This window comes from Streptomyces sp. NPDC086077 (assembly GCF_040686175.1).
GTDB lineage: Bacteria > Actinomycetota > Actinomycetes > Streptomycetales > Streptomycetaceae > Streptomyces.
Genome location: NZ_JBFBJT010000129.1, coordinates 1 through 21,584 on the forward strand (window position 1 = coordinate 1; position 21,584 = coordinate 21,584).

Below are 21,584 nucleotides of genomic sequence, written 5' to 3' on the forward strand. Positions count from 1 at the left end.
CTTCGTCGACACCGAGGCCTCCAACTGGACCTTCGACCCGGTCCGCAAGCAGTACTTCTTCCACCGCTTCTTCTCCCACCAGCCGGACCTCAACTTCGAGAACCCGGCCGTCCAGGAGGAGATCCTCTCGGCGCTGCGCTTCTGGCTGGACCTGGGCATCGACGGCTTCCGCCTGGACGCCGTGCCCTACCTCTACGCCGAAGAGGGCACCAACTGCGAAAACCTTCCGGCCACCCATGAGCTGCTGAAACGGGTCCGCAAGGAGATCGACGCCCACTACCCGGACACGGTGCTGCTGGCCGAGGCCAACCAGTGGCCCGAGGACGTCGTCGACTACTTCGGCGACTACTCCTCCGGCGGCGACGAATGCCACATGGCGTTCCACTTCCCGGTCATGCCGCGCATCTTCATGGCGGTACGGCGGGAATCGCGTTACCCGGTCTCGGAGATCCTCGCCAAGACCCCCGCCATTCCGACCGGCTGTCAGTGGGGCATCTTCCTGCGCAACCACGACGAGCTCACGCTCGAAATGGTCACCGACGAAGAGCGCGACTACATGTACGCGGAGTACGCCAAGGACCCGCGGATGCGCGCCAACATCGGCATCCGCCGCCGGCTCGCCCCCCTGCTCGACAACGACCGCAACCAGATCGAGCTGTTCACCGCCCTGCTGATGTCGCTCCCCGGCAGCCCGATCCTGTACTACGGCGACGAGATCGGCATGGGCGACAACATCTGGCTCGGCGACCGGGACGCGGTGCGCACGCCGATGCAGTGGACGCCGGACCGCAACGCCGGGTTCTCGTCGTGCGACCCGGGCCGCCTGTTCCTTCCGGCCATCATGGACCCCGTCTACGGCTACCAGGTCACCAACGTGGAGGCGTCCATGGCGTCGCCCTCGTCACTGCTGCACTGGACCCGCCGGATGATCGAGATCCGCAAGCAGAACCCCGCATTCGGGCTCGGCTCGTACACCGAACTCCAGTCCTCCAACCCGGCCGTACTGGCGTTTCTGCGGGAACACGGCGACGACCTCGTGCTGTGCGTGAACAACTTCTCCCGCTTCCCGCAGCCGACCGAACTCGACCTGCGCGCCTTCAGCGGACGCCATCCGGTCGAACTGATCGGCGGGGTGCGTTTCCCCGCCATCGGTCAACTGCCGTACTTGCTCACCCTCGCGGGGCACGGCTTCTACTGGTTCCGGCTCCGCAAGGACGCCGCCTAGAAGGTCCCGGGCGGGGCGGTTTCTCCCGTCCCGCCCGGGGCACGCATCAGTAACACCCCGTCCGCCCGCGTGAGCCGACACCGGCTGACAGCGCCCCTGAGGGCGAACCGGAGAAGGGGAAAGGACGCACGCCATGTCGGAAGCCGTCACCCACCCCGCCACGGCCGGCCCCGGCCTTCTCGCGTCACTGGATCCGCTGCTGCGGGACTGGCTGCCACGGCAGCGCTGGTTCGCCGGCAAGGGACGTCCGGTCACCGGGTTCACGCCGGTGGCGGCCACCGAACTGCTGCCGGCCGGCGGCAAGCTGGGCCTCTACCACCTGCTCGTCCAGGTCCACCAGCCGCACCCACCGGTCCAGGGCACCGGCGGCACCACCCCGGCCCCCGGCGACTGCTACCAGCTCCTGATAGGGGTGCGCGAGGCGCTGCCGCCCCGGCTGGCGCCCGCGCTGATCGGCCATGTCACCGAGGGCCCGCTCGCCGGACACACGGTCTACGAGGCCCTGTACGACCCGCGGCCCGCCGAAGTACTCCTGGAGGCGCTCCGCACCCAGGCCCGCATCGGCGACCTGCGCTTCGAGCGCGACCCGCACCGGGAGATCCGGCCCGGTCTGGTCAGCCGCGCGGTCACGACCGAGCAGTCCAACTCCTCGGTGATATACGGAGATACGTTCATCCTGAAGTTGCTCCGCCGCATCGTGCCCGGCGTCAACCCGGACCTGGAGCTGCCGCTCGCGCTGGCCCGCGAGGGCTGCCCCCGGGTGCCCGCACCGACCGCATGGCTGGGCGCCGAGCTGGCCGGGCAGTCGTACGTCCTCGGTGTCCTCCAGCCCTACGTGCAGGGCGCCGCCGACGGCTGGGAGCTGGCCCTGCGCGAGCTGGCCAAGGGGGAGGACTTCAGCGCCGAGGCGCGGGCCCTCGGCCGGGCCACCGCCGAGGTGCACATGGCGTTGGCCCGCGCCCTGCCGACCGTCACCCTTGGCCACACCCAGCTGCGCGCGATGGTCGACGGCATGCTCGGACGCCTCGACCTCGCCGCACAGGCGGTACCCGCGCTGGGGCCGTACGTCCCCGGGCTGCGCTCCGCGTTCGAGGCGCTGGCCGGCCTCGCGGCCGAGGGCCAGACCTGGACCGCCCAGCGCGTCCACGGCGATCTGCATCTCGGGCAGTGCCTGCGCTCGCCGGCCGGCCGGTGGTCGCTGATCGACTTCGAGGGCGAACCGGCCAAACCGCTGGCCGAACGCCGGATGCCGCAGCCCGCCGTGCGGGACATCGCCGGGATGCTGCGCTCCTTCGACTACGCCGCCCACTCCGTGCAGCCGTCGGTGCCGGGCTGGGCGGAACACTGCCGGGCCGCGTACTGCGCCGGCTACGCCGAGGCGGCCGGGCGAGACCCGCGTACCGACCCGGTGCTGCTGCGTGCCCACGAGACCGACAAGGCCGTTTACGAGGTCGTCTACGAAGCCCGGCATCGCCCCGACTGGCTCCCCGTGCCGCTGTCGGCGATACGGCGCCTCGCCTCGACCCAACCGACCTGACCCTCCCAGGAGGCTCCGCCCGTGACCCCCCGTACCAGCTCCTCCGCCAGCGGTTCCGACCCGAACATCACGGCCGGGGAGACCACGGCCCCTCAGGAGAAGGCCGCCGTGCCGAAACAGGCGACCGCACCCGAGGGGACGGCCGCACCGGCCAAGGCGCCGGCGAAGAGCGCGGCGGCGAAGAAGGCGACCCCGAAGAAGGGCGTGTCCGAGAAGGCCGCCGCGAAGAAGGCGGTCGCGAAGAAGGCCACGGCGAAGACGGCCACCGCCAAGAAGGCGGCGGCGAAGCAGCCGCCCGTCAAGGCGACGCCGAGGACGCGGACGACCGCCGAGAAGGCCCCGGCAAAGAAGGCCGCGGCTGAGAAGGCCATGACGAAGAAGGCCACGGCGAAGAAGGCCACGGCCACGACCGCGACGGGCACGACCGCGACAGGCGCGACGGCGCCCGCGAGGAAGTCCGCCGCCGCGAGGAAGGCCACGGCGTCGGAGAGGCTCACCGCGGCCGCGAAGAGCGCGTCGGCGAAGAGGCCGGCGCCCGCCAAGAGGTCGGCGCCGGCCCCGAGCACGGCGGCGGCCGTTAGCACGGCGGCGGCCGGCAAGGTCCCGCCCGCGAAGTCCACCACCGAGGACGCCCCGGCCACCAGGGCCACCCCGAAGAAGACGGCCGCGGCGAAGACCGCGCCCGCAGCCGCGCCCACCCCGGTCTCCCCCGCCCTCGGCCCCGCCGACCGCGGTCGTCTGCTCACCGGCGCCCACCACGACCCGCACTCCGTCCTCGGCGCGCACCCGGCCCCGGACGGTGGCGTCATCTTCCGGGTGTTCCGCCCCTACGCCCTGTCCGTCACGGTGGTGGCCGGCGACCGGAGGGACGAGCTGCACGACGACGGCGACGGCTTCTTCTCCGCGCTGCTGCCGCTCGCCGAGGTCCCCGAGTACCGGCTCAGCGTGGCGTACCGGACCTCGGTCCAGGACACCGACGACCCGTACCGCTTCCTGCCCACTCTCGGCGATCTCGACCTGCATCTGATCGGCGAGGGCCGGCACGAGCAGCTGTGGCGGGCGCTGGGCGCCGAGCCGATGACGCACCAGGGCGTGACCGGCACCCGTTTCACGGTGTGGGCGCCGAACGCGCGCGGCGTGAGCCTGGCCGGCGGCTTCAACTACTGGGAGGGCACCGGCTTCCCGATGCGCTCGCTGGGCGGCACCGGCGTCTGGGAGCTGTTCGTGCCCGGCATCGGAGAGGGCGAGCTGTACAAGTTCGAGATCACCCGGCCCGACGGTTCGAAGACCCTGCGCGCGGACCCGATGGCCCGTCGCACCCAGGCCCCGCCGGACACCTCCTCCGTCGTGACCGCCTCGCACCACGAGTGGGGCGACGCGCAGTGGCTGGAGCGGCGGGGCGAGGTCCCCGCGCACGAGGCGCCGTTCTCCGTCTACGAGGTGCACCTCGCGTCCTGGCGCCCCGGGCTGACGTACCGGCAGCTGGCCGAGGAACTCCCCGCCTACGTCAAGGAGCTGGGCTTCACCCACGTCGAGCTGATGCCGGTCGCCGAGCACCCCTTCGGCGGCTCCTGGGGCTACCAGGTCACCGGCTTCTACGCGCCGACGGCCCGCCTCGGCACCCCGGACGACTTCCGGTACCTCGTCGACGCCCTGCACCGGGCGGGCATCGGCGTCCTCATGGACTGGGTGCCGGCGCACTTCCCCCGGGACGACTGGGCGCTCGCGGAGTTCGACGGGCGTCCGCTGTACGAGCACCCCGATCCGCTGCGCGCCGCCCATCCCGACTGGGGAACGCTGGAGTTCGACTTCGGCCGCAAGGAGGTGCGGAACTTCCTGGTCTCCAACGCGGTGTACTGGTGCGAGGAGTTCCACATCGACGGGCTGCGGGTGGACGCCGTGGCCTCGATGCTCTACCTCGACTACTCTCGCGAGCCGGGCCAGTGGACGCCGAACGAACACGGTGGCCGGGAGAACCTGGACGCGGTGGCGTTCCTCCAGGAGATGAACGCGACGGTGTACCGCCGGGCGCCGGGCGTCATCACGATCGCCGAGGAGTCCACGGCGTGGGACGGCGTCACCCGGGCCACGCACCACAAGGGCCCGAGCGGGTTCGGCGGGCTGGGCTTCGGCCTGAAGTGGAACATGGGCTGGATGCACGACTCGCTCGAGTACATGAGCAAGGAGCCGATCCACCGCAAGTACCACCACCACGAGATGACGTTCTCGATGGTGTACGCGTACAGCGAGAACTACGTCCTGCCGATCTCCCACGACGAGGTGGTGCACGGCAAGCGGTCGCTGGTGTCGAAGATGCCGGGCGACTGGTGGCAGCAGCGCGCCAACCACCGCGCCTATCTGGGCTTCATGTGGGCCCACCCGGGCAAGCAGCTGCTGTTCATGGGCCAGGAGTTCGCGCAGGGCGCGGAGTGGTCCGAGGCGCACGGGCCGGACTGGTGGCTGCTCGACCCGCAGTACGGCGCCGAGGCCGACCACCGCGGGGTGCGCGACCTGGTCCGGGACCTCAACGCCGTCTACCGGGACACACCGGCACTGTGGCAGCGCGACACCCACCCCGAGGGCTTCCGGTGGATCGTCGGCGACGCCGCCGAGGACAACGTCCTGGCTTTCCTGCGCCACGACGCGACGGGCACCCCGCTCCTGGCGATCAGCAACTTCTCCCCGGTGGTCCGCCACGACTACCGGGTGGGCGTCCCCGACGAGATCCCGGCCTGGCACGAATCCCTGAACACGGACGCCACCCGCTACGGCGGCAGCGACGTGACGAACCCCGACCCCCTGAAGCCGGAGGCCCTCCCCTGGCACGGCCACCCGGCGAGCATCCGCCTGACGCTGCCCCCGCTGGCGACGGTCTGGCTGCAACCGTCGTGACCGGCCACCCCACCGACCCGACTCGGGTGGTGGGTGGGGTGGGCACAGGTTCCGGGGGTCCGGGGGCGGACCCCCGGGCGGTCAGGGCGACGCCTGGGGCTCCTGGGTCAGGCCGCGCGGCAGGGGGCCCGTGTGCAGCACGCCCAGCCGCTGTGTCGCGCGGGTCAGGGCGACGTACAGATCGCTCGTCCCGTAGCGGCCCGGCTCGACCACCAGCACGGAGTCGAACTCCAGCCCCTTCGCCTGACGCGGGTCCAGGAGCACGACCGTGCGCGTGAGGTCCGGCTCGGCGTCCGCCGTCACGCCCTCCAGCTGGGCGGCGAGGCGCCGGTGCAGGTCGCGCGGCGCGATGACCGCCAGCCGGCCCTCGGCCGGGGTGAGTTCCGCGACCGCCTTGGCGACCGCGCCGGGCAGGTCGTCGGTGGCGCGGATCCACGGACGTACCCCCGTGGACCGTACGGAACTCGGTGGCTCGAAGTCCGGGTCCTGGGCCCGTACGACCGCGGCGGCGAGATCCATGATCTCGGCGGGCGTGCGGTAGTTGACGCCGAGGCGCGTGTGCTCCCAGCGGTCCTCGACATAGGGCTGGAGGATCTTCGACCAGGACCCGACCCCCGCCGCCTCCGCCGTCTGCGCGGGATCGCCGACCAGCGTCATCGACCGCGTCGGACTGCGCCGCATCAGCAACCGCCACGCCATCGGCGACAGCTCCTGCGCCTCGTCGACGATGATGTGCCCGAACGCCCAGGTCCGGTCGGCGGCGGCCCGCTCGGCGGCGCTTCGGTGGTCGTCCTCCTCGTGCCGCTCGGCGAACCGCTCGGCGTCGATGATGTCGTGCGCCGACAGCACCTCCGAGCTGTCGGGGTCACTGTCCTCCTTGTCCTCGAACTCGTAGGTACGCGACGCGTACGACACGTCCAGCACGCCCTGCGCGTACGACACCTGCCGCTCCCGCTCGCGTTCCGCCCGCGCCCGCGCCACCCGGTCGTCCTCGCCGAGCAGCTCGGCCGCCTCGTCGAGCAGCGGTACGTCCGCCACGCTCCACGCCCGCGTCACCGGCCGGCGGATCGCGGCGGCCTCGGCGTCGCCGACGTACCCCTCGGGTGCGGCGAGGAAGTCGGCGACCAGCCGCTGCGGGGTGAGGACCGGCCACAACTGGTCGATGGCGGACCAGACTTCCGGGTTCTCGGCGATGTCGTCGCGGATCTGGGTGATGTCGCTGGGGTCGAGGAGGTTGGTGCCGTCGTACGGGTCGGTCCCGACCCGCTCGGCGTACAGCTCGGTGAGCGTGTTGAGGATGTGCCCCTCGAAGTGCTCGCGCGCCGCGTTGTGCGGCAGCTCGGCGGCGCGGGTCCGCTCCCGGGCGACGCCCACGAGACCGTCGTCGAGCATCAGGATCTCGCGGTCGTGCGCGATGGCGATCACCGGGTCGGGCAGCGCCTGCCGGTCCCGTACGACGTCGGCGAGCACGTCGGCCATCCCGGCGCCGCCCTTGACCGCGGCCGCCTCCGGGGTGTCGGCCGCCGTGGCCTTCACGCCGGGGAAGAGTTCGCCGACCGTCGCCAGCAGCACGCCCGTCTCACCCAGTGAGGGCAGCACCTCGCCGATGTAGCCGAGGAAGGCGGGGTTGGGGCCGACGATCAGCACGGCCCGCTTGGCGAGCAGTTCCCGGTGCTCGTACAGCAGATACGCCGCCCGGTGCAGGGCGACCGCCGTCTTGCCGGTGCCGGGGCCGCCCTCCACCACCAGCACGCCCCGGTGCGGGGCGCGGATGATCTCGTCCTGCTCGGCCTGGATGGTCTGCACGATGTCGGCCATCCGGCCGGTGCGCGCGGAGTTCAGCGCGGCGAGCAGGACGGCGTCGCCGCTGGGGTCCTCGTACCCGGTCCGGGTGTCGTCGCCGACGTCGAGGAACTCGTCGTGCAGCGCGGTGACCCGGCGGCCGTCGGTGGAGATGTGCCGACGGCGGCTGAGGCCCATCGTGGTGTGGCCGGTGGCCAGGTAGAAGGGGCGGGCGACCTCGGCCCGCCAGTCGATCAGGATCGGCGTGCGCTCGATGTCGCCGGCCCGCAGGCCGATCCGGCCGATGTGATGGCTGGCGCCGGAGGTCAGGTCGATCCGGCCGAAGCAGAGCGAGCCGTCCACCGCGTTCAGCGCGGCGAGCAGCCCGGACCGCTCGGCCACGAGGATGTCCCGCTCCAGCCGGGCCTGCATCGGTTTGTCGCCCTGCGCGAGGGCGTCCGTGACGGATGCCTCCGCGTCGCCGCGGAGCTCGTCGACGCGCCGGTACAGCCCGTCGATGAATTCCTGCTCGCGGCGCATTTCATCGTCCGGAAAGTCGACGTTTGACGAATCCATGTTTGACAATTCCGCTCCCGCCCGGATATACTCAGCTCAGTGAACTTCTTCGCGACCTCATTTCCTCAAGTCGCGAACTCCTGAATATACGCAAAGAAATCCCCCGGACGCAATTGTCCGGGGGATTTCTTTACGTCCGCTCAAGGTCCTGTGCGGTTCACAGCGCGTCCGCGATCTCCTCCAGGAGCCGCCGCTTGGGCCGGGCCCCCACCATGGACCTCACGGGCTCGCCCGCGCGGAAGACCATGAAGGTCGGCATGGACAGCACCTTGTAGGCGTTGGTGGTCTCCGGATTGTGGTCCACGTCCAGCTGCACCACCTTCAGCCGCTCCCCCTCCTCCGCCGCCAGCGCGCTCAGCACCGGCGCCATCTGCCGGCACGGCGGGCACCAGTCGGCGGTGAACTCCACCAGCACCGGCAGCTCGGAGCCGATCACCTCCGCCGCGAAGTCCTCGTCAGTCACTTCGGCCACACCCGCTGCCCTGCTCATGGCTGCCCTCCCAGCTCGCACGCCGGTTCCGGACCACCCGGAACCATCGCCTCGGCGGCCAGCTCGTCCCGCGCCCGCTCGGCCCGGGCCAGCTGCGCGCCCACCTGGGCCCGCACGGCCCGCAACTCGCCGATCAGCCCGTCGAGCTCGTCGAGCTTGCGCCGGTAGACCGCGAGCGAGGCGGGGCAGGAGTCGCCCTGAGGGTGACCGGCCCGCAGACACTCCACGAAGGGCCGCGTCTCCTCCAGGCCGAACCCGAAGTCCTGCAGCGTCCTGATCTGCCGCAGCAGCTTCAGGTCCCGCTCGTCGTAGTCCCGGTGGCCGTTCGCGTCCCGCCGCGCGGGCAGCAGGCCCCGTGCCTCGTAGTACCTGAGCGTGCGGGTGGTGGTCCCGGCCCGTTCGGCCAGCTCGCCGATTCGCATGCCCACGACCGTAGGCCTTGACGTCGGCGTCAAGGCAACACCGAGGTCAAGGCCGGCAAGGGAGAGCCCGGGCGGCTGAGCTACGGGGGGAGCATCTCAGCCGCCCGGGCGTCGGGAGGTGGTCTCTGCCCGGGGAGGAGCGAGGGATCAGGCCTTGGCCAGTTCCTTCTCGCCTTCGGTGCCGCCGCCGCGCTGCTCCGGCATCTCGGTGTCGTCGGCGGCGCCGCCGCCGTGGCCGTCGTCCAGCAGTGTCTTCTCGTCGAACGGCAGCCGGCCCGCGAGCACCTCGTCCACCCGCTCCCTGTCGATCTCCTTGGTCCAGGTACCGATCAGCACGGTGGCCACGGCGTTGCCCGCGAAGTTGGTCAGGGCACGGGCCTCACTCATGAAGCGGTCGATGCCGACGATCAGGCCGACGCCGTCCACCAGGGCGGGCTTGTGGGACTGGAGACCGCCCGCGAGCGTGGCCAGGCCCGCCCCCGTCACACCGGCGGCGCCCTTCGAGGCGACCAGCAGGAACAGCAGCAGCGGGATCTGCTCCCCGATGCCCATCGGCGTGCCCATGGCGTCGGCGATGAACAGGGACGCCATGGTCATGTAGATCATGGTGCCGTCGAGGTTGAAGGAGTAGCCGGTCGGGACGGTGATGCCGACGACGGGCTTGCTGACGCCCAGGTGCTCCATCTTCGCGATGAGCCGCGGCAGCGCGGACTCGGAGGAGGAGGTGGACAGGATCAGCAGGAACTCACGGCCCAGGTACTTGAAGAACGTGAGGATGTTCAGGCCGGAGACGAGCCGCAGCAGCGCGCCGAGCACGATGAAGACGAACAGGACGCAGGTGACGTAGAAGCCGAGCATCAGCACGGCGAGGCTCTTGAGCGCGTCGATGCCGGCGGAGCCGGTGACGGCCGCGATGGCGCCGAAGGCACCGATCGGGGCGGCCCACATGATCATCGCGAGGATGCGGAAGACGAGCCGCTGGATGTGCTCGATGCCGCGCAGGATCGGCTGTCCGGCGGAGCCCATGGCCTGCAGCGCGAAGCCGGCGAGCAGCGCGATGAGCAGGGCCTGCAGCACCTCGCCCTCGGTGAAGGCGGAGACGATGGTGGTCGGGATGATGCCGAGCAGGAACTCGCCGGTGTCCTTGGCCTCCGCGTCCACCTGTGCGTGCCCGGTCTCGCGGACGGCGTCGGTGACGGCGAGGCCGGTGCCCGGGTCGAGGATGTTGCCGACGACCAGGCCGATGGCGAGCGCCACCAGGGACATGACCAGGAAGTAGACGAGGGCGATACCGCCGACCGCGCCCACCTTGGCGGCCTTCCGTACGGAACCGATGCCCAGCACGATCGTGCAGAAGATGATCGGCGAGATCATCATCTTGATCAGGTTCACGAAGCCCGTGCCGATGGGCTTCAGCTCGACGGCGAAGTCCGGGGCGGCCAGGCCCACGGCGATGCCGAGCGCGACCGCGACGATCACCGCGATGTAGAGATAGTGGGTGCGGTCCCGCTTGGCGCGGGGTGTGGCAGGTGCCGTGTCGGCTGCGCTGGTCACGACTGCCCTCCTTGACGACGTCATCGGCATCACCGGCGTGCGGCTCACGTCCGGGGGAACTGTCCGGGGCGTTGCCCGCGGACGAAGGAATGCCGTGACTATCTCCCGCGCTGTGAGGGCGGTCACCCTTCCGTTCATTTAGTTCACGCTTAACCGGGGAGGCACACTGACGGCATGCGCATCCCGGTCCCGAGAGCCCGTAGCCTGGCCGGCCAGCTGTTCGCCATGCAGGCCGTGCTGATCGCGGTGCTCGTCGCCGGTTACGCGCTGTTCACCTACGTGAGCGACCGCAACCAGGCCGAGGACGCGGCGGGCCGCCAGGCGATGGCGGTCGCCCGCTCGATCGCCGACTCCCCGTCGGTGCGGGAGGCCATCCGCACCTCCGACCCGACGGCCCCGCTCCAGCCGTACGCCCTGAGCGTGATGCGTGACACGGACGTCGACTTCGTCACGATCATGGATCCGGCGGGCATCCGCTGGACCCACCCCGACCCGGCGCAGATCGGCGGCCGCTTCCTCGGCCACATCGAGCCCGCCCTGCGGGGCGAGTCCTTCACCGAGACCTACACGGGCACCCTCGGCCCGTCCGTCCGCGCGGTCACCCCCGTCCACGACGGCCCGCGCATCGTGGGCCTGGTCAGTGCCGGCATCCGGGTCGAGGCGATCAGCGAGCGGGCACGGGGCCAGCTCACCGCCCTGATCGGCGCCGCGGGCGGCGCCCTCGTGCTGGGCGGCGTCGGCACCTACGTCGTCAACGCCCGCCTCCGCCGCCACACCCACGGCATGAACGCCACCGAGCTGAGCCGGATGCACGACTACCACCAGGCCGCCCTGCACGCGGTGCGCGAGGGGCTGCTGATGCTCGACGGCCAGTACCGGGTGGCGCTGATCAACGACGGCGGGCAGGAACTGCTCGGCGTGCCCGGCGACGTGGTGGGCCGCTCGGTGGCCGACCTGGGCCTGCCGGCCCCGCTGACGGGCGCGCTGCTGTCCTCGGAGCCACGAGCGGACGAGGTCCAACTGACGGCGGACCGGGTACTGGTGCTGAACACGTCACCGGTGTCGGGCGGCGAGCGCCGCGGAACGGTCGTGACGCTGCGGGACGTGACGGAACTTCAGTCGCTGATGGGCGAACTGGACTCGGAGCGGGGTTTCACGCAGGCCCTCCGGTCCCAGGCGCACGAGGCGGCGAACCGCCTGCACACGGTGGTGTCCCTGATCGAACTGGGCCGGGCGGAGGAGGCCGTCGACTTCGCGACGGCGGAACTGGAGCTGGCCCAGGCCCTGACCGACCAGGTCGTCGCGGCGGTGAGTGAGCCGGTGCTGGCGGCGCTGCTGCTCGGCAAGACGGCCCAGGCGAACGAGCGGGGTGTCGAGCTGGTGGTGTCGGAGGACAGCGGCCTGGACGACGGGCTGCTGCCGCCGTCGCTGCCCGCCCGGGACCTGGTGACCATCCTGGGCAACCTGATCGACAACGCGGTGGACGCGGCACAGGGCAGCGCCCGGGCGCGGGTGACGGTGACGGCTTACACGGCGGACGGCGAACTGGTCCTGCGGGTGGCGGACACCGGCGAGGGCGTGGATCCCGAGCACGCCGAACGGGTCTTCCAGCGGGGCTTCACGACCAAGCCGTCCGGCCCCGGTGGACGCGGGCTGGGCCTGGCCCTGGTCCGGCAGGCGGTGCACCGGCACGGCGGGACGCTGGCGGTGGCCGGGGCCGGTGACGGAGGAGCGGAGTTCGAGGTGCGGTTGCCGCTGTCCGAGGAGGCCCTGGCGAGCGATGCGCCCCGTGCCGCCGCGGACACGGCAGGTACGGGCGCTGGAGGCCACGCATGACCCACGAGGAACCGATCCGTGTGCTGGTCGTCGAGGACGACCCCGTGGCGGCGGACGCACATGTGATGTACGTGGGGCGCGTCCCCGGGTTCGTCGCCGTCGGGAAGGCGCACACCGGCGCGGAGGCGCGGCGGGCGCTGGAGCGGACGCCGGTCGATCTGCTCCTGCTCGACCTACACCTGCCGGACGTGCACGGCCTGCAACTGGCGCGCTCGCTGCGGGCGGCGGGCCATCACGCGGACGTGATAGCGGTGTCCTCCGCCCGGGACCTGGCGGTGGTGCGGGAGGGGGTGTCGCTGGGAGTCGTCCAGTACGTCCTCAAGCCGTTCACGTTCGCCACGCTCAGGGACCGTCTCGTGCGCTACGCGGAGTTCCGGGGCGCGGCGGGCGAGGCCAGCGGCCAGGACGAGGTGGACCGCGCCCTGGCCACCCTGCGGGCACCGACACCGGCGGCGCTGCCGAAGGGGCTGAGCGGACCGACGCTGGAACGCGTGACGTTCGCACTGCGCGAGGTCGAGGAGGGCCTGACGGCGGCGGGGGTGGCCGAGGCGATCGGCATCTCCCGCATCACGGCACGCCGTTACCTGGAACACCTGGTGGACGCGGGGAGAGCGGGCCGGAGTCCACTGTACGGACAGGTGGGAAGACCCGAACTTGTCTACCAGTGGGTCCGGGACCGACGCCGGTAGGCATCGCGGAGCCCCTTCGAGGGACTCGGCTGCATCGGCGGGAGCGTCGGCACGGGTGAAGGCCTCGGCGGCCTCGCGGTGACAGGCCTCGGCCCGCCCCGGTTCGGAGAGACTCTGGTAGGCGCTCCCCGGATTGCGCAGGGCGGCACCGGATCTCGGTTCTCATGGGGCGACGGTAGGGGGTGCGGCAGGAGTTGGCGCGGGTCGCGCGTACACCACGACCTGCACACCGAGCCCCACCACGGTCAGCGCTTCGGCCACCGACAGGCCCACCAGCAGCCGGCCTCCGTCCCCGGCGGCCCAGAACACGACCAGCGCCGCCAGCGGTACGCCGCAGAAGGCGGTCAGGTCCACGACGCACTGAATGGTCTTGCGGGACCGGCGGCGTACGTCCCGACGGTGATACGCCTCCCAGCCGAAGGTCGCGAAACCGCTGCCGGAAGCCGCGAGTGCGGCCAGCCGCGGCCCGAGTTCGTCGCGGACGTAGTGCCCGATGGCCGTGATCTTCTCGTCGTTGACGAGGTAGGTCCACCCGAGCACGACGCACACCGGCGGCAACGCCAGCAGCATCGACGCCTGGTCGGCCTGCGCGGCCGCGGCGATGATGGCGGCGACGACGGCCAGAGTGACGTAGAGCAGGTTGTCCCGGAACCCGATCCGCGCCTTCTGCTCGTCCTTCACGGTCTGGTACTCGGCGAGGAGCAACTGACCGACGGTGACGTCTTGCTCCGGCACTCCCACGTTCCCCCCGTCGCCGCCAACCACGCCTGTTCACACGTGCCTTGGAAGTACCTTAAGGGGGTGCCTGGGACGAAACCCACTGTCGTGGGCCTGGTGCGACCTCGGCATCGTCCTACGTCAGGCGGGACGGACGGAGGAGGCTGTCGAGGCATAGACCCTCCGCAGACTCATTGACCTGACTAGACCATTCCTCATACGTTCACCGGGCCACAACCCCCAGGCCACAACGACGTAGGTCCCAGGAGGTCATGCTCGTGCGCCCCAACGCCTCCCTCCCCGCTCTCCTCGCCCTGACCCTCGCCGCCGCAGGCACCCTCACGGCCTGCGGCGGCGGAGCCGGTAGTGATCCGGACACCGTGAAGGTCTCCTTCAAACAGTCCACGGACAACTCCGTGAAGGTGATGGACACCTATCTCGCTGACATCAAGAAGCAGTTCGAGAAGGCCAACCCCGGCAAGAAGGTCGAGCTCGTCCCGATCAAGGCCCCGGACTCGGAGTACTACACCAAGCTCCAGCAGATGCTCCGCTCCCCCAAGACCGCTCCCGACCTGGTCTACGAGGACACCTTCCTCATCAACTCCGACATCACCAGCGGCTACCTCAAGCCCCTCGACCCGTACCTCGCCAAGTGGCAGGACTGGAACCAGTTCATCGACACGGCGAAGGCCGCGGCCAAGGGCGAGGACGGGAAGACGTACGGCGTCCCGGACGGCACGGACACCCGGGGTCTCTGGTTCGACAAGGGCATCTTCGCCAAGGCCGGTCTGCCCGCCGACTGGCAGCCGAAGACCTGGGACGACGTCCTGGAAGCCGCCCGCACGATCAAGCGGAAGGTCCCCGGCGTCACCCCGCTCAACGTCTACACCGGCAAGCCCGTCGGCGAGGCCGCCACCATGCAGGGCTTCCAGATGCTGCTCTACGGCACGAACGACGGCGCCTCCGACCCCCTGTACGACGAGCAGTCCAAGAAGTGGATCGCCGGCGGCAAGGGCTTCAAGGACGCCCTCACCTTCGTCGAGACGGTCTACAAGGAGAAGCTCGGTCCGGACGTCTCCGACGCCCTCGACCCCAACATCGGCACCCGCGTCCGCGGCGAGCTCCTCCCCGAGGGCAAGCTCGGCATCAACCTCGACGGCTCCTGGCTCCCCCAGGACTGGCTGGAGGGCAGCGGCCACGAGTGGCCCGAGTGGTCGCAGAAGCTGGGCCTCGCCGCGATGCCCACCCAGAACGGCCAGGCCCCCGGCAAGGTGAGCATGTCCGGCGGCTGGACCTGGGCGATCCCCGCCAAGGCGGGCAACCCTGACCTCGCCTTCGAGTTCATCAAGACGATGCAGACGAAGGCGAACGCCCAGAAGTGGTACATCGCCAACTCCGGCATCGCGGTCCGCGAGGACGTCGCCGCCGACCCGGCGTACGTCGACGCCCAGCCCGGCATCAAGTTCTTCACCGACCTGGTCGCCACCACCCACTACCGGCCCGCCTTCCCGGCGTACCCGAAGGTCTCCACCGCGATCCAGGAGGCGATGGAGGGCGTGACGACGGGAGACATGTCGGTCGACGAGGCGGCGAAGGCGTACGACGAGGAACTGAAATCGGCGACGGACAACCAGGTGATCGAGAAGTGAGCCGCAGTTCATGACGACAGCCCCCGCCACGGGCTCCGGCACCGGTCCCGGCCTCGCCAAGAGGCCGGACCCGGTCGGCCCGGACCCCGCGCCGAAGCAGCGCCCCCGCTCCCGCGTCCTCCTGCGGGCCCTGCCCCTGTCCCCCGCAGTGGTCCTGCTGGTGCTCTTCCTGGCCGGCCCGATCGCGTACTGCGCCTGGATCGCGTTCACCGACCTCCAGCTGACCGGCCAGGCCCAGGAGTCGTTCGTCGGCTTCGAGAACTTCCGTACGGCGTTCGGGGACGAGGCGTTCCTGAACGCGGTGTGGCTGACCCTGGCCTTCACGGTCGTCTCGGCGCTGATCGGCCAGAACACCCTCGGCCTGGGGCTGGCGGCGCTGATGCAGCGGGCGTCGAAGCCCCTGCGCACCCTCACCGGCGGCATCGTCATCACGGCGTGGGTCCTGCCGGAGGTCGTCGCCGGCTTCCTCCTCTACGCCTTCTTCCGCCGCGAGGGCACCCTGAACGCCATCCTGGACTGGCTCCATCTCCCCTCCCAGAACTGGCTGTTCACCCTTCCGATCCTGGCGGTGTCGTTCGCGAACGTGTGGCGGGGCACGGCGTTCTCGATGCTGGTCTACTCGGCGGCACTGGGCGAGATCCCCAAGGAGATCACGGAGGCCGCGGAGGTCGACGGCGCGGGCGGCTGGCGCCGCCTGTGGCACATCACCCTCCCGATGATCCGCCGTTCCATCGGCACGAACCTCATGCTGATCACCCTTCAGACCCTCTCCGTCTTCGGCCTGATCTGGGTGATGACGAGGGGCGGTCCGGGCGGCAAGAGCCAGACGCTCCCGCTCTTCATGTACGAGGAGGCGTTCCAGAAGAGCATGATCGGCTACGGCACTGCGGTCGCCCTCCTGCTCCTCGTCGTGGGCTCCCTGTTCTCGGTGATCTATCTGCGCCTGCTGCGGACGGAGGTCTGAAGCGCCATGTCCCGAACCCCCTCCTCACGCAGGACCATCCACCGCCTGGCCGCCGACGCCGGCCTCCTGGTGGTGGCCGCCGCCTTCTCCCTCCCGCTGTTGTGGGTGATCCTGTCCTCACTGGATCCCAGCGCCAACCTTCAGGTGCAGATCCCGGACGGCGTGACGCTGGACAACTTCGACGCCGTCCTGACGCCGGAGATCACCTTCACCCCGCTCCTCAACAGCCTGCTCCTGTGCGGCGGCGGCACCCTGCTGACCGTGGCGTGCGCCGCCCTCGCCGCCTACCCGCTGTCCCGCTTCCGCTCCCGCCTCAACCGCCCGTTCCTGCTGACGATCCTCTTCGCGACGAGCCTGCCCGTCACGGCGATCATGGTTCCGGTGTACGCCCTGTTCGTGCAGGTGAACCTGATCGACACGATGGAGGGAACGATCTTCTTCTTCGCCGCCTCGCAACTCCCGTTCGCCATCTGGCTGATGAAGAACTTCATGGACGGCGTACCGAAGGAACTGGAGGAAGCGGCCTGGACCGACGGGGCCTCGTCACTGCAGTCACTGCTGCGGATCGTGCTGCCGCTGATGGGGCCCGGGGTGGCGGTGGTGACGGTGTTCTCGTTCGTGATGATGTGGGGGAACTTCTTCGTCCCCTTCATGCTGCTGCTCACACCGGACCAGATGCCGGCGGCGGTGAGCATCAACGAGTTCTTCGGTAACCGCGGGACCGTGGTGTACGGCCAGCTGGCCGCCTTCTCGATCATCTACTCGACGCCGGTGATCCTGCTGTACGTGCTGGTCGCACGGCGGATGGGCGGGGGGTTCGCGTTGAGCGGGGCGGTCAAGGGCTGACAGGGCCGGCGGTGTCCGGTCGGCGGGTCACGGGGAACCGTATGTTCCTACAATACGTGTTCCTGGCCGAACAGAGGGTAGTCAGGACACCGCCGCACCCCTAGCTTGTGCCCCGTGCGCCAACCCCCGGTCAAACCGAACCAGCCCACCCCGCCGTTCAACGCCCCCGCCGCCCGCCGCCTCCGTGCCGCCCTCGGCATGGGGCCCGAGCACGTGGCCTACAGCATGCGCTCCTCGTACGGACTGCCGTACGTCACCCCGGACCTCGTCATCGCCTGGGAACGCGGGGGCACCCACCCCAGCAGCCCGGAACTCACCGCCCTGGCGGGCGTGTTGTGGTGCTCGCCGGGTGAACTCATCGGACGTCCCCGCACCCTGCGCGAGCACCGCATCTCGCGCGGTCTCGCGCCGGAGGACGTCGCCCGCGGAGTCGGCCTCGAACTCGCCGCCTATCAGCGGATGGAGGAGAGTGACACCTGGCGCGGCAACGAGCGGCAGTCCGCCGCCCTCGCCGACGTCCTCGCTCTCGACCTGCCCGACTTCGTCGCGGTCACCGGCCGCGAGGCCAAGCTCGCCGACCTGCTGCACAGCGCCGTGACCACCCGCTGGCAGGCCTACGTCCGCCCGGTGGGCAGGACGGTCCCCCTGGACCGCGGCGTCCTGGAGGCCGTACTCCAGGAGCTGCACCGCGAGTACCAGGAACAGATGGTCGCCACCCTCAGCTGGGGCGGCGGCGGGCAGGAGACCGGCGACAACGGGCGGGAGTTCCTCGACCGGATCATCGACCACTTCTGGACGGCCGTCGACCGGAGCAGACCACGGGGGTACTGAACCGGCCCTAGAACACCGACTCCGCCTCGTCCATCCGGTCCTTCGGCACCGTCTTCAGCTCGGTGACCGCCTCCGCCAGCGGCACCATCACGACGTCCGTCCCCCGCAACGCGGTCATGCGGCCGAACTGCCCGCGATGCGCCGCCTCCACCGCATGCCATCCGAAGCGCGTGGCGAGCACCCTGTCGTACGCCGTCGGGGAGCCGCCACGCTGGACGTGGCCGAGGATGACCGGCTTGGCCTCCTTGCCGAGGCGGCGCTCCAGTTCGTAGGCCAGTGCCGTGCCGATGCCCTGGAAGCGCTCGTGACCGTACTGGTCGATCTCGCCCCTGCCGTAGTCCATGCTGCCCTCGACCGGGTGGGCGCCCTCGGCGACGCAGATGACGGCGAACTTCTTGCCGCGCGCGAACCGCTCCTCGACCATCTTCACCAGGTCGACCGGGTCGAAGGGGCGCTCGGGCAGGCAGATGCCGTGCGCGCCGGCGGCCATGCCGGACTCCAGCGCGATCCAGCCGGCGTGGCGGCCCATGACCTCGACGACCATGACCCGCTGGTGGGACTCGGCCGTGGTCTTCAGGCGGTCCATCGCCTCCGTGGCGACCCCGACCGCGGTATCGAAGCCGAACGTCCGGTCCGTCGAGGAGATGTCGTTGTCGATGGTCTTCGGCACGCCGACCACCGGCAGGCCCGCGTCGGACAGCATGCGGGCCGCCGTCAGGGTGCCCTCGCCGCCGATCGGGATCAGCGCGTCGATGCCGAACTCGTGGATCATGTCGGACGCGTTCTCGCAGGCCTCGCGGAGCCGGTCGCGCTCCAGCCGCGAGGAGCCGAGGATCGTGCCGCCACGGGCGAGGATGCCGCTGACCGAGTCGAGGTCGAGGCCGCGGTAGCGACCGTCCAGCAGGCCCGCGTAGCCGTCCTCGAAGCCGATCACCTCGTCGCCGTACTGCGCGACCGCTCGGTGCACGACCGACCGGATCACGGCGTTCAGGCCGGGGCAGTCGCCGCCTGCGGTGAGAACTCCGATGCGCATCGTGCTGTGTCTCCTGCTCGCTGTCGATACCGGTGAGCCACTGTCGATTGTTTCACGTCCCTCAGGCGCTCAGCACGACGACACCTTGACGGGCGCCTTATCTATGTCGAGGGGTATTGTCAAGAGGGTTCCGCTCGCCCCGGCGGGCGATTTTTACGGCCCGAGGAAGCCCGGGGCCTCCGATTCATCACCCGGTCGGCCCCGTCACCCCCCATTCGCAGGCAGAACGATTCAGACGAAATGGAGAGCACGCGTGACGCGCAGCGTGTACGTGACCGGTATCGACCGCGGCGACGGCCGCCAGGTCGTCGAACTGGGGGTCATGGAACTCCTGACCCGGCAGGTCGACCGGGTGGGCGTCTTCCGCCCCCTCGTCCACGACGGGCCCGACCGCCTCTTCGATCTGCTGCGCGCCCGCTACCGGCTGTCGCAGGACCCGGCCACGGTGTACGGCATGGACTACCAGGAGGCCTCCGCGCTGCAGGCCGAACGGGGGACGGACGAGCTGGTCTCCACGCTCGTCGACCGCTTCCACCTGGTCGCGCGGGACTACGACGTCGTCCTCGTCCTCGGCACCGACTACGCGGACACCCAGTTCCCGGACGAACTGGCCCTCAACGCCCGGCTCGCCAACGAGTTCGCCGCGTCCGTGATCCCGGTGGTGGGCGGCCGCAAGCAGACCGCCGAGTCCGTGCTCGCCGAGACCCGCAACGCCTACCGGGCCTACGAGGGGCTCGGCTGCGACGTCCTGGCCATGGTCACCAACCGGGTCGCCCGCGAGGACCGCGACCGGATCGCCGACCGGCTCGACGCCCGCCTCCCCGTGCCCTGTTACGTCCTGCCCGACGAGCCCGCCCTGTCGGCACCTACGGTCGCGCAGATCGCCCACACCCTCGGCGCCAAGGTGCTGCTCGGCGACGAGTCGGGACTGGCACGGGACGCGCTCGGGTTCGTCTTCGGCGGGGCCATGCTGCCGAACTTCCTGGCCGCCCTGACCCCGGGCTGTCTGGTCGTCACCCCGGGGGACCGCGCCGACCTGGTCGTCGGCTCGCTCGCCGCGCACAGCGCGGGCACCCCGCCGATAGCCGGCGTCCTGCTCACCCTGAACGAGGTGCCGAGCGACGACGTCCTCACCCTCGCCGCCCGCCTCGCCCCGGGCACCCCCGTGCTCTCGGTGGCCGGCAACAGCTTCCCCACCGCCGAACAGCTGTTCTCCCTGGAGGGCAAGCTCAACGCGGCCACCCCGCGCAAGGCGGAGACCGCGCTCGGCCTGTTCGAGCGCTACGTCGAGACCGGTGGCCTGCTCAAGCGGGTGAGCGCGCCGAGCAGCGACCGCGTGACGCCGATGATGTTCGAGCACAAGCTGCTGGAGCAGGCCCGCTCCGACCGCCGCCGGGTGGTCCTGCCGGAGGGCACCGAGGAGCGGGTGCTGCACGCCGCCGAGGTGCTGCTGCGCCGCGACGTGTGCGACCTGACCCTGCTCGGGCCGGTCGACCGGATCCGAAAGAAGGCCGCCGACCTCGGCATCGACCTCGGCGACTGCCGTCTCATCGACCCGGCCACCAGCGAGCTGCGCGACACCTTCGCCGAGAAGTACGCCGCCCTGCGCGCCCACAAGGGCGTGACAGTGGAGCTGGCGTACGACGTCGTCTCCGACGTCAACTACTTCGGCACCCTGATGGTCCAGGAGGGGCACGCCGACGGCATGGTGTCGGGCTCCGTGCACTCCACGGCGGCCACGATCCGCCCCGCCTTCGAGATCATCAAGACCAAGCCGGACGCCGCCATCGTCTCGTCCGTCTTCTTCATGTGCCTCGCCGACAAGGTGCTCGTCTACGGCGACTGCGCGGTCAACCCCGACCCGAACGCCGAGCAGCTCGCCGACATCGCCGCCCAGTCGGCGTCCACCGCCGCCCAGTTCGGCGTGGAGCCGCGGATCGCGATGCTCTCGTACTCCACCGGTACGTCGGGCTCGGGCGCCGACGTCGACAAGGTGCGCGAGGCCACCGAGCTCGTACGGCAGCGGCAGCCCCACCTCAAGATCGAGGGGCCGATCCAGTACGACGCGGCCGTCGAGCCGAGCGTCGCCGCCACCAAGCTGCCGGGCTCCGAGGTGGCCGGGCAGGCCAGCGTGCTGATCTTCCCCGACCTCAACACCGGCAACAACACCTACAAGGCCGTGCAACGCTCCGCCGGCGCGATCGCCGTGGGGCCGGTGCTCCAGGGTCTGCGCAAGCCGGTCAACGACCTGTCCCGCGGCGCGCTCGTCCAGGACATCGTCAACACCGTCGCCATCACGGCGATCCAGGCCCAGTCCCCCAGCGAGAAGGCAGCCCAGCGGTGAGTTCCCGAGTCCTCGTCCTCAACTCCGGCTCCTCGTCGGTGAAGTACCAGCTGCTCGACATGAGCGACAGCAGCCGGCTCGCGGTGGGCCTCGTCGAGCGGATCGGCGAGGAGACCTCCCGGCTGAAGCACACGCTCGTCGCCACCGGCGAGACCCGCGGCTTCGAGGCGGCGATCCCCGACCACGAGGCCGCGCTG

At 70.7% G+C, this 21,584-nt stretch carries 16 protein-coding genes and 1 pseudogene; 11 read left to right on the forward strand and 6 right to left on the reverse strand.

Annotation, left to right across the window (positions count from 1 at the left end; translation table 11 throughout):
• From treS to glgB, 3 genes are all read left to right on the forward strand, one after another.
• On the forward strand, window positions 1-1,225 hold a 1,225-nt coding region (gene treS, locus AB0O67_RS28710), incomplete at its 5' end, for a maltose alpha-D-glucosyltransferase (protein WP_365456014.1).
• A gap of 133 nt (window positions 1,226-1,358) precedes the next feature.
• Window positions 1,359-2,762: a maltokinase gene (locus AB0O67_RS28715; protein WP_365456017.1), complete on the forward strand. Its 1,404-nt coding sequence runs from the start codon at window positions 1,359-1,361 to the stop codon at window positions 2,760-2,762.
• A gap of 21 nt (window positions 2,763-2,783) precedes the next feature.
• Window positions 2,784-5,654, forward strand: a complete 2,871-nt coding sequence (gene glgB, locus AB0O67_RS28720) for a 1,4-alpha-glucan branching enzyme (RefSeq protein ID WP_365456020.1) — start codon at window positions 2,784-2,786, stop codon at window positions 5,652-5,654.
• A gap of 81 nt (window positions 5,655-5,735) precedes the next feature.
• Here the strand turns inward: glgB and AB0O67_RS28725 are convergent, their stop codons facing one another.
• The 4 genes from AB0O67_RS28725 to AB0O67_RS28740 form a co-directional block, all read right to left on the reverse strand.
• Complete coding sequence (locus AB0O67_RS28725) at window positions 5,736-8,012, reverse strand: UvrD-helicase domain-containing protein (protein WP_365456023.1); 2,277 nt, start codon at window positions 8,010-8,012, stop codon at window positions 5,736-5,738.
• Between the two features lie 157 nt (window positions 8,013-8,169).
• Complete coding sequence (gene trxA, locus AB0O67_RS28730; RefSeq protein ID WP_365456060.1) at window positions 8,170-8,484, reverse strand: thioredoxin; 315 nt, start codon at window positions 8,482-8,484, stop codon at window positions 8,170-8,172.
• Window positions 8,485-8,498: 14 nt separating this feature from the next.
• Window positions 8,499-8,924 carry a MerR family transcriptional regulator gene (locus AB0O67_RS28735; protein WP_365456026.1) on the reverse strand — a complete coding sequence of 142 codons (426 nt, stop codon included), beginning with the start codon at window positions 8,922-8,924 and terminating at the stop codon, window positions 8,499-8,501.
• Window positions 8,925-9,071: 147 nt separating this feature from the next.
• On the reverse strand, window positions 9,072-10,478 hold the full coding sequence (locus AB0O67_RS28740) for a cation:dicarboxylase symporter family transporter (RefSeq protein WP_365456029.1): 1,407 nt from the start codon (window positions 10,476-10,478) through the stop codon (window positions 9,072-9,074).
• 174 nt (window positions 10,479-10,652) lie between these two features.
• Here AB0O67_RS28740 and AB0O67_RS28745 point away from each other — a divergent pair, with 174 nt between their 5' ends.
• A complete protein-coding gene (locus tag AB0O67_RS28745) occupies window positions 10,653-12,314 on the forward strand; it encodes a sensor histidine kinase (RefSeq protein WP_365456032.1) in 1,662 nt (553 codons plus the stop codon).
• Window positions 12,311-13,003, forward strand: coding sequence for a response regulator (locus AB0O67_RS28750; RefSeq protein ID WP_365456035.1), 693 nt, complete (start codon window positions 12,311-12,313; stop codon window positions 13,001-13,003). Before AB0O67_RS28745 ends, AB0O67_RS28750 begins: the two co-directional genes overlap by 4 nt.
• A 162-nt stretch (window positions 13,004-13,165) precedes the next feature.
• Here the strand turns inward: AB0O67_RS28750 and AB0O67_RS28755 are convergent, their stop codons facing one another.
• A complete protein-coding gene (locus tag AB0O67_RS28755; RefSeq protein WP_365456038.1) occupies window positions 13,166-13,738 on the reverse strand; it encodes a hypothetical protein in 573 nt (190 codons plus the stop codon).
• A 254-nt stretch (window positions 13,739-13,992) separates the two neighbouring features.
• On the opposite strand from AB0O67_RS28755, the gene AB0O67_RS28760 reads away from it, so the two are divergent.
• The 4 genes from AB0O67_RS28760 to AB0O67_RS28775 all read left to right on the forward strand — a co-directional run bounded on the left by AB0O67_RS28760 (window position 13,993) and on the right by AB0O67_RS28775 (window position 18,010).
• Window positions 13,993-15,369, forward strand: a complete 1,377-nt coding sequence (locus tag AB0O67_RS28760) for an extracellular solute-binding protein (protein ID WP_365456041.1) — start codon at window positions 13,993-13,995, stop codon at window positions 15,367-15,369.
• Between the two features lie 10 nt (window positions 15,370-15,379).
• Complete coding sequence (locus AB0O67_RS28765; RefSeq protein ID WP_365456044.1) at window positions 15,380-16,333, forward strand: sugar ABC transporter permease; 954 nt, start codon at window positions 15,380-15,382, stop codon at window positions 16,331-16,333.
• A 6-nt stretch (window positions 16,334-16,339) separates the two neighbouring features.
• Window positions 16,340-17,179: a carbohydrate ABC transporter permease gene (locus AB0O67_RS28770; RefSeq protein ID WP_365456047.1), complete on the forward strand. Its 840-nt coding sequence runs from the start codon at window positions 16,340-16,342 to the stop codon at window positions 17,177-17,179.
• Window positions 17,180-17,293: 114 nt separating this feature from the next.
• On the forward strand, window positions 17,294-18,010 hold the full coding sequence (locus AB0O67_RS28775) for a helix-turn-helix transcriptional regulator (protein WP_365456050.1): 717 nt from the start codon (window positions 17,294-17,296) through the stop codon (window positions 18,008-18,010).
• A gap of 7 nt (window positions 18,011-18,017) precedes the next feature.
• Here AB0O67_RS28775 and AB0O67_RS28780 read toward each other — a convergent pair whose 3' ends face one another.
• Window positions 18,018-19,043: an ATP-dependent 6-phosphofructokinase gene (locus tag AB0O67_RS28780; protein WP_365456053.1), complete on the reverse strand. Its 1,026-nt coding sequence runs from the start codon at window positions 19,041-19,043 to the stop codon at window positions 18,018-18,020.
• Between the two features lie 253 nt (window positions 19,044-19,296).
• On the opposite strand from AB0O67_RS28780, the gene pta reads away from it, so the two are divergent.
• Window positions 19,297-21,387 carry a phosphate acetyltransferase gene (gene pta / locus AB0O67_RS28785; RefSeq protein ID WP_365456057.1) on the forward strand — a complete coding sequence of 697 codons (2,091 nt, stop codon included), beginning with the start codon at window positions 19,297-19,299 and terminating at the stop codon, window positions 21,385-21,387.
• Window positions 21,384-21,584 (forward strand): annotated as a pseudogene (locus AB0O67_RS28790) (acetate kinase); the annotation flags it as partial. The gene pta and the pseudogene AB0O67_RS28790, both read left to right, overlap by 4 nt.

Excerpts from the sequence above, each read along its gene's own strand:
- AB0O67_RS28745 (WP_365456032.1), top strand. The coding sequence starts at position 10,653 with ATGCGCATCCCGGTCCCGAGAGCCCGTAGCCTGGCCGGCCAGCTGTTC.
- AB0O67_RS28715 (WP_365456017.1), top strand. The coding sequence starts at position 1,359 with ATGTCGGAAGCCGTCACCCACCCCGCCACGGCCGGCCCCGGCCTTCTC.
- AB0O67_RS28770 (WP_365456047.1), top strand. The coding sequence starts at position 16,340 with ATGTCCCGAACCCCCTCCTCACGCAGGACCATCCACCGCCTGGCCGCC.
- AB0O67_RS28735 (WP_365456026.1), bottom strand. The coding sequence starts at position 8,924 with ATGCGAATCGGCGAGCTGGCCGAACGGGCCGGGACCACCACCCGCACG.
- AB0O67_RS28765 (WP_365456044.1), top strand. The coding sequence starts at position 15,380 with ATGACGACAGCCCCCGCCACGGGCTCCGGCACCGGTCCCGGCCTCGCC.
- AB0O67_RS28780 (WP_365456053.1), bottom strand. The coding sequence starts at position 19,043 with ATGCGCATCGGAGTTCTCACCGCAGGCGGCGACTGCCCCGGCCTGAAC.
- AB0O67_RS28750 (WP_365456035.1), top strand. The coding sequence starts at position 12,311 with ATGACCCACGAGGAACCGATCCGTGTGCTGGTCGTCGAGGACGACCCC.
- AB0O67_RS28760 (WP_365456041.1), top strand. The coding sequence starts at position 13,993 with ATGCTCGTGCGCCCCAACGCCTCCCTCCCCGCTCTCCTCGCCCTGACC.
- AB0O67_RS28725 (WP_365456023.1), bottom strand. The coding sequence starts at position 8,012 with ATGGATTCGTCAAACGTCGACTTTCCGGACGATGAAATGCGCCGCGAG.